The sequence below is a fragment of the Phycisphaerae bacterium genome, from assembly GCA_018003015.1.
Lineage (GTDB): Bacteria > Planctomycetota > Phycisphaerae > UBA1845 > PWPN01 > JAGNEZ01.
Genome location: JAGNEZ010000122.1, coordinates 1 through 8,346 on the forward strand (window position 1 = coordinate 1; position 8,346 = coordinate 8,346).

Below are 8,346 nucleotides of genomic sequence, written 5' to 3' on the forward strand. Positions count from 1 at the left end.
GACCATGCCCCAGCGGCTGCGATACCTCGAAGAGGCTGCGCAAATGTAGTGAAGACTTTCAGAAGGAAACGGCCTTGGCGCTATCGCCAGGACCACTGACGCTGCCAAACTCAGTAACTTGGGCTAAAGCAAGCCGCCATAGAGTTGTAGGTTCGAACCCCCCTCCCTGCATGCAGAACTGCGGTTTCTGGCGGCGTGATGCTCATGCAAGGGGATGGGCGAGCGTGGGATCAGATTGCGGCGGTTGTGGGGTAGCTGAACCCTACGCACCGGCACCGGCGATGTTCGATTGAAGATTCCCCGCGGTTCGCCGGGCAGATTCAGAATGGGCACGGGTACGGGATCGATTCGCATCACCAACCATCCTGGGATTCACGTCACGAAGTCGCCGCTGACAGGTGCCGCGGCGGAGGGAACCGTCGGGGTCGATGGGCCAACCTACTGGTTGGGTACGGGCACGGGATCGATCCATGCTGAATGAGACGGGTGGTGACAGAGGCAGACTCCTGCGCGGCGATTCATAGGACTCCGCAGAAAAGCCCGAGCGCCCCGCCAATCAGAATACCGCAGCAGACAGCCGGTATGACGACTCCAATCCAACGTGATACACTGAATAGGGAGAGCAGGCCACGTCGCTTCATTTCATCGCGCACGATTTTCGCCGGGTGATTCTCTGTCTGGTAGATGATCTCCTGCATGATCCAGTGATGCTCCACGTGGGCACGGTAGACCGTCATCCAGACCATGAGGCACACGAGGAAACCAGTTGCGAGAATCACGCCAGAGTTCGTATCATCTCTGCAGATGGTAGCTGAGAGAATGGAGAGCGCGAATAGAGCGAGGAAGAAACTGAAACGCTGGCAAAGGAGTCTCTCCATGAGCTCCCTCTCTCGACTCATACTCCATTCGGTTGGATCGAAGTTGTTACCCATGTTTTGCTCTCCTTACCTGAGATTTCCCAGATGACCTCCTCCCGGCTACGCCGCCGGGCCGTGTTCCGTGATTGTACCAGCACCCCCTGCCCGCTACACCGACGCTGTCTTCATGCGGATTTCCGGCCTTCAGCTCCGAGCGGTTCGTACTCAGCGAGGCGGGTAGCATCGATTTTCGAGGGTCAACAGCGGAAGCGGACATCCCTGGAGCTTCTCGGCGACGGCGATCCACTCGATGACCTCATCATCGCGTACCCGCAGCTTGGGCAGGTCTTCCTTGCTGAACCACGCCGCTCGAACAGACTCCTTGTCAGCACTGGTCTTTAGTATGACAGCGCTATCCCTTCTCGGCTCTGTTGGCCTTTCGGCGTCGGCTCTCATATGAGGCCTCGTTACGATCCTGGTGGTATTCCGCCGTGCGGGCCCGGTTAGCCGGCGTATGCCAGTTGCGGCTCCAGATCACCGTGGCCAGGTCGTTCGCCGCCTCCGCCACCTGTTCCAGTGTGATCCGCGGATTTTTCCCCCCGAAGCCGCTCGGTCTGAGTGGCCAGGAAGTACATCGCCATCCGCGAACACAACCAGTGGCGGATCAAGCTTTGGTACGTTCGCACCTCGAACGCACCAAGGCCGGTTTCCTGCTTGGCCCGTTCAAACCACATCTCCACGTGCCAACGCGCGAACGCCGCCCGCAACATGTCCTCCAGCTTTGTCTTTTTCGGCGCGTTGCTGACGAAGTACTTGTACTCCTTGGTCTTGGGGTTCCGGGCCACGATCAGCCAATACTGTCGATCGGTCGGCCGCGACGGCTTCGTCGAGGAGTCCACCAGGTGGACCCGGGCCATTTTGATCTCCCAGATCATCGCCCCGCGCGTGGTGTCCTTGATATGTACGGGCTTCCATTCCTGATCTCGGAACACCGGGCTGAACCGGCAGACGTTGTCCACCCGCTTGGACGCATGGGCCGCCTGCTGAGAGCGATAGCACGGCCAGGTCGGCCAACAGTGAAAATTCGCGGGCACCTCCCCGATCGAACGCTGCCCGAGCCGATCCAACTCGAACCAGAACGCGGGGACTTTCCCATAATCCTCATCGAACGTCATCCATGCGAAACGCACTCCATGGCCGATCGCCGACTCGATCTGATCGATGCCGATCCGCCACTTGGGCCGATAGACCACGTCGTCAGGAATTTTCGCTTCTCGGCAACGCGCCCGATCATCGGCCCAGCTCTCGGGCAAATACAGATCGCTGGCCAGCATGCAGGTAAATGGGTTCTTCGGATCGTCATTCGTGTAGAGCAGGTGCTGGCCGACCACGCAGTTCTCTTTCTTGCCAACCTCGCCACACCACTGCCGCTGCACACCCGGCGTCTTGTCACCCTGCTTCACGTGGCCGGAGGCGTCGAGCACGCCAATGCCCGTTTCGCAATCATGTTCGTCGGCCACCATCTGCTGCAATTGCTGATTGACCCGCTGGTGGTCCCAGACGAAGAAGGCCAGGAACTCCTGCAACGTTCGAACCGCCACACCCGCCGCCAAGGCAATCGGCTCGATGCTCTTACGCTGCAAGTCGGCCATCAACCCAAAGAGATACTTCTCCCAATGCCCGAAGGTCTTGGCGGTCTGAAAACAGCCACGAAACCGAAGCAACAGCGCGGCTAACGCCGGCTGCAACGATCGAATCTGATCGGCAGTCATCTGGGGTCTCCTGATATCCGGTCCAGGAGAGCGCGCTCCCGAAATCACCGTCAGGAAACCCATCGGCTGGACTGCCTCAAAATCTCGAGCCACAATAGCGCTGTCATACTATATTGTGAACGAGCATTCACAAAGAGGTGACGATGCGTGCCGCGAAGGTTCATACCGAGATCAGGCAAGAGCAAATCGCCGAGGCGGCGTTGGGGTTGGTGGCCGGCCAGGGCATGAAGGGGCTCAGCGTGGCCCGGGTTGCCCGCCGGGTCGGCGTGGTTCCGTCCGCGATCTACCGGCACTATCGCAGCAAGGACAAGGTGCTCGATGCGGTCCTCGATCTGATCCGGGGCCGCCTGCTCGCCAACGTGAAAGCGGTGGGCGAGGAGAGCACTGAGGCCTTGGATCGCCTGCATCGTCTGCTGGTCCGTCATGTGCGGTTGCTGCGCGAGAACCAGGGGATACCGCGGGTCGTGTTCTCGCAAGAACTGCACAGCGGCCGCACCGGGCGGAGAGCTCGCATGTACCAGACAGTTCAGGAGTATCTCGGCCAGATTGCGGAGATCGTTCGTCAAGGTCAACAAGATGGGCAGGTCGGTGCGAGCTTCACGCCCGAAGCCATCTCCACGATGTTCCTGGGCATCGTTCAACCCGCAGCGTTGCTGTGGGACTTAAGTGATGGCGATTTCGATGTGACCAAGCACGCCGAGAGAGCGTGGCAGATTCTAGCGTCCGCCATTCGGCCCGTTGAACAATCGAGAGCGGCTGGTGCAACAAAACGGAAGGAGAACTGACATGAGTGCACGATCCAGTGGCTTGATGCCCTTGCTGGGTGTCCGAGCCTTCGAGCACGTAGAGCACGAGGAGATGGGCGAGGGCACACACCAGCGCCTGCACGCGCTGGCCGACGAGCTGTGTGCAAAGTGGCAAGTGCCGATACCGGCCGAGTCTGGTCGCCACGGTTGTTGCGGGCACAGATAGGTTCCGCGTGAATCAAGGTTCGCGTGGTCGCGACCTTGGCAAAACAACGGCGGTCCAGGCTGGGGATTACGCTTCTGGTCGCCGCCTACGAAGAGAGCATGAACAACGCCGTCGCGCTGGCCGAATACCTGGGCCAGGCCCGGCAACGTCTCTCGCGAAAGCGGAGCGGCCGCCGCTAGCCCGGCGCTGTGGGTTCGGTTGGCGATCGGCGGTTCCGCAATCGCGCTGGGTGTGGTCCTCGGCGCGCCGGCGGCCGGATTGCACCTTCAGTGGCTCTATCTGACGGCCATCGCCCAGGCCGTCACCCTGTCGGGCATCGTCCTGGTTTCGCTGCTCACCGAGTTACCCGAGGAAAGTCAGTGGCGACCGTTCCAGTGGACGCTCGCGGCCCTGACGCGGTACGACGAAGGCGTCAAGCGTCCGTGGCATCAACGTCCGCTGTTGTGGTGGTCGATGTATACTGTCGGCTGGGCGTATCTCCATTGGCGCTTCTGGTGAGCTTGTGAAGAAGATGCCGCTTTCCGAATCCCGCCCCTGTTGCATAAGGAGCATCGAGCATGCGCTTCACCGTGGTTCTGTTCGTCTGGTTGCTGTTCGTTCCATCCGCCGCGCTTGCACAATCGCGCGGTTCTGGACCGGCCCCAAAGCTGAAAGTAGCCCTCTCCACGGATTTCGGGAATGAGAACCATTGGCGGCGCCTGATCGAGTTCGCCAAGACACACGTCGTGGAGCGGCTGGTCTATTGGAGTTACGGCGAAATCTGCGGGTTTCCGACTCCTTGGACTTATCCCCGGCGCCCCGAGAATTTCCTCGATAGGGGCGAAAGAAGACAGGCGTCCGAGGTCCGGGCCAGCCTCCAGCGATCGGCCCGAATGACCACTGCGGCGGGCATGGAGTTCTGGTACGTCTATCAAGTCCTGATGTTGCCCAATCTGGACCGATTGCGTCCCGTCGCTCCCAAGTTGTTCAATGCCCACGGCGAGCCGGACATGGACGGCGACGCGATGTACGCGCTGCTCACGGAGCAGCTGGATGAGCTGCGCGCGGCGGCTCCCGAACTGGACGGCATCGAGGTCTGGATCATGGAGTGCGCGAACGTCCAGATCTTCCGACTCGCGCATCAACGTCGCACCACCGCCGAAATCATCGATCGCGTCGTGGAGACCATCCACGACCGATGCCGCAAGTACGGCTGGAAGATGACACTCGACCTGCACACGGCGGCGGGCAACACCCAAACACTTGAGGCGATTCTCGACGCGGCCAGGAAGCGGCCCGACATCATCGTCTCCGGCGACAACGTCATCGGCGATTTCTCCCTGGTGCTTCCCTTCAACCAACGTTTGCACGAGGCGGCGAAAACCAATCCGATTGCCGTCCACTTCGACCTGAACGGCGAGTACTGGGGCCGAAACTACGTTCCGACCAGCGCCTTGGGCCAGTACGAGCGGGATCTCGAAGAGGCCCGGCGACTGGGCGTCGAAAGCGTCAACGGGCGGGTCAGCACGGCCCACGACGTCTGGAGCCCGCACGGCAACCTGCTGCCGCGCTATCGGAAGGAGTATCCGCCTTTCGTAAATCAAAGTCTCCAAGTGTCCTCGACCGACACGCTCGGCCGGTTGAACGCGCATTTCTTCTGCCGCCGGGCACGACACCCAAACGTCACCCGCGAGCAGGCCGCAAGTGAGTTTCTCGTCGAGCAGTTCGGAACGTCGGCTGCATCGCTCGTGCCCGTCTTCTTGAGAATCGAGGAGGTAGACCGCGGCCTGTTCTTCATGGACGGAAACTACTTCGCGGCCCAGTCGGTCGTGCGCGCCCCGTGGCATTACCCCCTTTGGGGCTGGGACGAACACCTGACCTCGCCGGAGGGCACGCCGTTTCCAACGGCCGAGATGCTTTCGACGAAGAAAGGCATGGCCGCATTCGCGGGCTGGCCGACGCCGGTGGGGCATCGCACCGGCGGGCCCAAGGCAATCCTGGCGGAGAAAGCCGCGGCCCAACGTACCGCCGAGCAACTCTTGGAGCAGATCCAAGCCGCCGGTGCCTCGCTCGATCTGTTGGATCGTGAGTTTCTCGTTCGTCAGTTCGAGGATCTCGTCCTCTTCGCGCGAATCTATCGCCTGGCGGCCGAGGTCGATGTGCACGCGACGCTGTTGCGGCGACACCTCGCAATGGACGGCCTGCCTGACCGCCAGACGCTCGATCGGGCGATGGAGGAACTGCGCGGCGTCAGAGACGAATGGAGCACCCGCTATCCGGCCGATCCTTTCGGCCTGATCAAGTTGATCGACAATGGACTCGCTCGAGGCGGGACACATGGAGAGAGCCAGGAATAGTAGTGGAATGTCGCGGTGTCGCGCGATGAAGCTGAACGTTCGCTTCTTTCTTCGTTCTCCGGCAACCCCGTATACGTCCGGTATGAGGAGTGTGGGATATGACCTGTGCCTGCCTTCGAGAAACGCGGCTTTGTTGCCTTACAGGGCTGGTTCTTTTCGCCCTGCCGGGAACCCTTTCCACCGGCGCCGCCCCGGCCAACACAACCGAACCGAGCGAATGGACGATCGAACAGGCCCGGCGATGCTGGAAACCGATGACCCGGGCCGTGCAGCATGTCGGCGTGCCCGGCTATCAATTTCAGACCGGCGTGACCTGGGACGGTGCGCTCGTGTTCGGCCCGCTGGAGTTCCACGACTTCAAGGTGATCCGGGATGAGATGGCCCCCCTGGGCAACCACCTGCTGCACGTCTCGTTCGGCTACGGCCAGACCATGCGGCTGGCCGACCGCCAGGGAACGCTGCATCCCAGCATCCGCCGATCGCTCGAACGGGGCCGGCTTCCGATTCCCCGTATTGAAACGCGCGACGGCGACCTGGTGTGGCGGGAGACGGTATTTGCCCATCTCTTGGACCGGCCGATGAAACCGTGGCCCGAACCCAAGCCGGGCGACCTGCTGTTGACCCATGCCGTTTTCCAGGTGCGCAACACGGGATTGGCTTGGCGCAGCGGGCATCTATGGATGCATTTCGGCGACACCAAGAAGGTCTTCTTCGGCTACAAATGCCGGCAGCTTCCCGAAATCGCTGAGCCCATCGCGTTTCGCTTTGACCCGCCCTACGGACGTGCGGACGACGGTATCCGGTTCGTCCTGCCGACGCCGCAGAAAGGCGCGCTGAACAACCACTCGGAGGTGAAAGCAGTCGAGGGCGTTGAAGGCCCGGCCAGAAACGTTGTCGAGTGGGCCGTGCCCCTGGCCCCCGGCGAGGAGGCCGAGCTGCGATTGTTGATTCCCTTCGGCGTCGTCGACGAGAAAACGGCCGAGAGGATCGTTGCCGTGGATTCACGGAAGACGTTCGACGAGGTCCGCCGCTATTGGGACGACCTGCAACGCGACACGCTGGGACAGATTCGGACTCCTGATCCGTTCATGAACGACTATCTGGCCGCGCTCCCCGGACAGATCGCCCAGCAGGTGGCGTATCGGGAACATACAACCCAGGTGTGGATGTACAAAACCAGCCCCAATCTCTACGAGAAGTACTGGCCCGTCAGCGGGGCCAAGTCCCTCCCGGTTTTCGACCTGCGCGGCATGGAATGGCTGAGCCGGCGGCTCCTCCAAAGCATCATCGACATGCGAACCGACGAGGTCGGCGGGCTCAGCCGCGCGGACATGGGCGGCGGCCAAGTGCTCGAGGGCGAGGGCTACGCGAAACAGCCCGGCTTCCTGGGCGACTATCGCGGGTGGACGGCCAACCCGCTTCTGCTGAGCCACGGGCTGAATCTCTGCGCCCTGGTGGCGCATTACCGGATCACGCGCGACGATGCGTGGCTTCGTTCCGGCAGCCCGTCACCCTTGGAGGTCATGATCGAAGCCTTCGAGTGGATCGCCCAGCAGCGCCGCCGGACGATGCGCGAGGTGAACGGCAAACGAGTTGACCACTGGGGACTGCTGCCGGCCGCCTCGGCCCACGACTGGCTGGCCGGCAACACGATCTTCAACGACGCTTACTGCGTCGTCGCCCAGGCCGACGTCGTCCGATTGTTGCGCGAGATTGGCCACCCGCGCGCTGAGGAAATGGCCCGCGAGATGAACGCCTATCGCCAGTGCCTGCGCGACCGCTACCTCGAGGCTCGTGATCGCGCCCGGCCGCTACCACTCGACGACGGCACGACGATTCCCTATGTGCCACGTGTGCTTCAGGAACTCGATTGGTCGAAGCCGGATTGGACCTATACGGGCTATAGCGCGGTGCGGGCCGGGGCGTGGGGCGCGTTGGATCCGCACGACGAACTGGTGGATCAGGCGGTGGCGTTTCTCGAAGCGGGTTTGCCGCGCGGCGAGGGATACTACTTTGCCAGGGCCGCGAAGTCCGACAATGCGGATGTGAACCTGGCCGACGTTTCCGACCCGACTGCTTCGCGGCACTACCTTTGGCGCCATTACGTTGAATACGAAACGATGTGGCCGATCGGGGCCCCGTTGTTTCTGGCCCGTGACGACTTGCCGCGGTTCTTCGAGTGGTTCGCCCACAATTTCGCCTTCGCGATCCACCAGGACTTTCGCGTGGGCGCCGAGTCGATCGATGGCGTCCCCTCATGCGCGCCGGGCGACACCGAACGGTGGGTCCGTGACACGTTAGGCGGCCTCGCCGTAGGCCGGGCGGGTGTTCCAGTATTGCGTCCAGCGGCCATCCTGGGAAAGCCACATGGCCCGCAGCGACAGGATGGACTCCACCCCGCTCAGGCTC

The 8,346-nt window shown here is 62.0% G+C and carries 9 protein-coding genes; 6 read left to right on the forward strand and 3 right to left on the reverse strand.

Features of this window, described 5'->3' with window-relative positions; all coding sequences use genetic code 11:
- Positions 1–518: 518 nt before the first annotated feature.
- The 3 genes from KA354_24685 to KA354_24695 form a co-directional block, all read right to left on the reverse strand.
- Positions 519–932, reverse strand: coding sequence for a hypothetical protein (locus tag KA354_24685; protein MBP7937850.1), 414 nt, complete (start codon positions 930–932; stop codon positions 519–521).
- Between the two features lie 150 nt (positions 933–1,082).
- Positions 1,083–1,313: a hypothetical protein gene (locus tag KA354_24690; GenBank protein MBP7937851.1), complete on the reverse strand. Its 231-nt coding sequence runs from the start codon at positions 1,311–1,313 to the stop codon at positions 1,083–1,085.
- A gap of 47 nt (positions 1,314–1,360) precedes the next feature.
- Complete coding sequence (locus tag KA354_24695; protein MBP7937852.1) at positions 1,361–2,629, reverse strand: IS701 family transposase; 1,269 nt, start codon at positions 2,627–2,629, stop codon at positions 1,361–1,363.
- Positions 2,630–2,772: 143 nt separating this feature from the next.
- Here KA354_24695 and KA354_24700 point away from each other — a divergent pair, with 143 nt between their 5' ends.
- From KA354_24700 to KA354_24725, 6 genes are all read left to right on the forward strand, one after another.
- Positions 2,773–3,414 (forward strand): TetR/AcrR family transcriptional regulator, encoded by a 642-nt coding sequence (locus tag KA354_24700; protein ID MBP7937853.1) that lies wholly within the window; start codon positions 2,773–2,775, stop codon positions 3,412–3,414.
- Between the two features lies 1 nt (position 3,415).
- On the forward strand, positions 3,416–3,601 hold the full coding sequence (locus KA354_24705) for a hypothetical protein (protein MBP7937854.1): 186 nt from the start codon (positions 3,416–3,418) through the stop codon (positions 3,599–3,601).
- A 35-nt stretch (positions 3,602–3,636) separates the two neighbouring features.
- The gene (locus tag KA354_24710; GenBank protein ID MBP7937855.1) at positions 3,637–3,780 is read left to right on the forward strand and encodes a hypothetical protein; all 144 of its coding nucleotides are present in this window, start codon (positions 3,637–3,639) and stop codon (positions 3,778–3,780) included.
- 19 nt (positions 3,781–3,799) lie between these two features.
- Positions 3,800–4,099: a hypothetical protein gene (locus KA354_24715; GenBank protein ID MBP7937856.1), complete on the forward strand. Its 300-nt coding sequence runs from the start codon at positions 3,800–3,802 to the stop codon at positions 4,097–4,099.
- Between the two features lie 59 nt (positions 4,100–4,158).
- On the forward strand, positions 4,159–5,937 hold the full coding sequence (locus KA354_24720; GenBank protein MBP7937857.1) for a hypothetical protein: 1,779 nt from the start codon (positions 4,159–4,161) through the stop codon (positions 5,935–5,937).
- A 98-nt stretch (positions 5,938–6,035) separates the two neighbouring features.
- On the forward strand, positions 6,036–8,346 hold a 2,311-nt coding region (locus tag KA354_24725; GenBank protein MBP7937858.1), incomplete at its 3' end, for a hypothetical protein.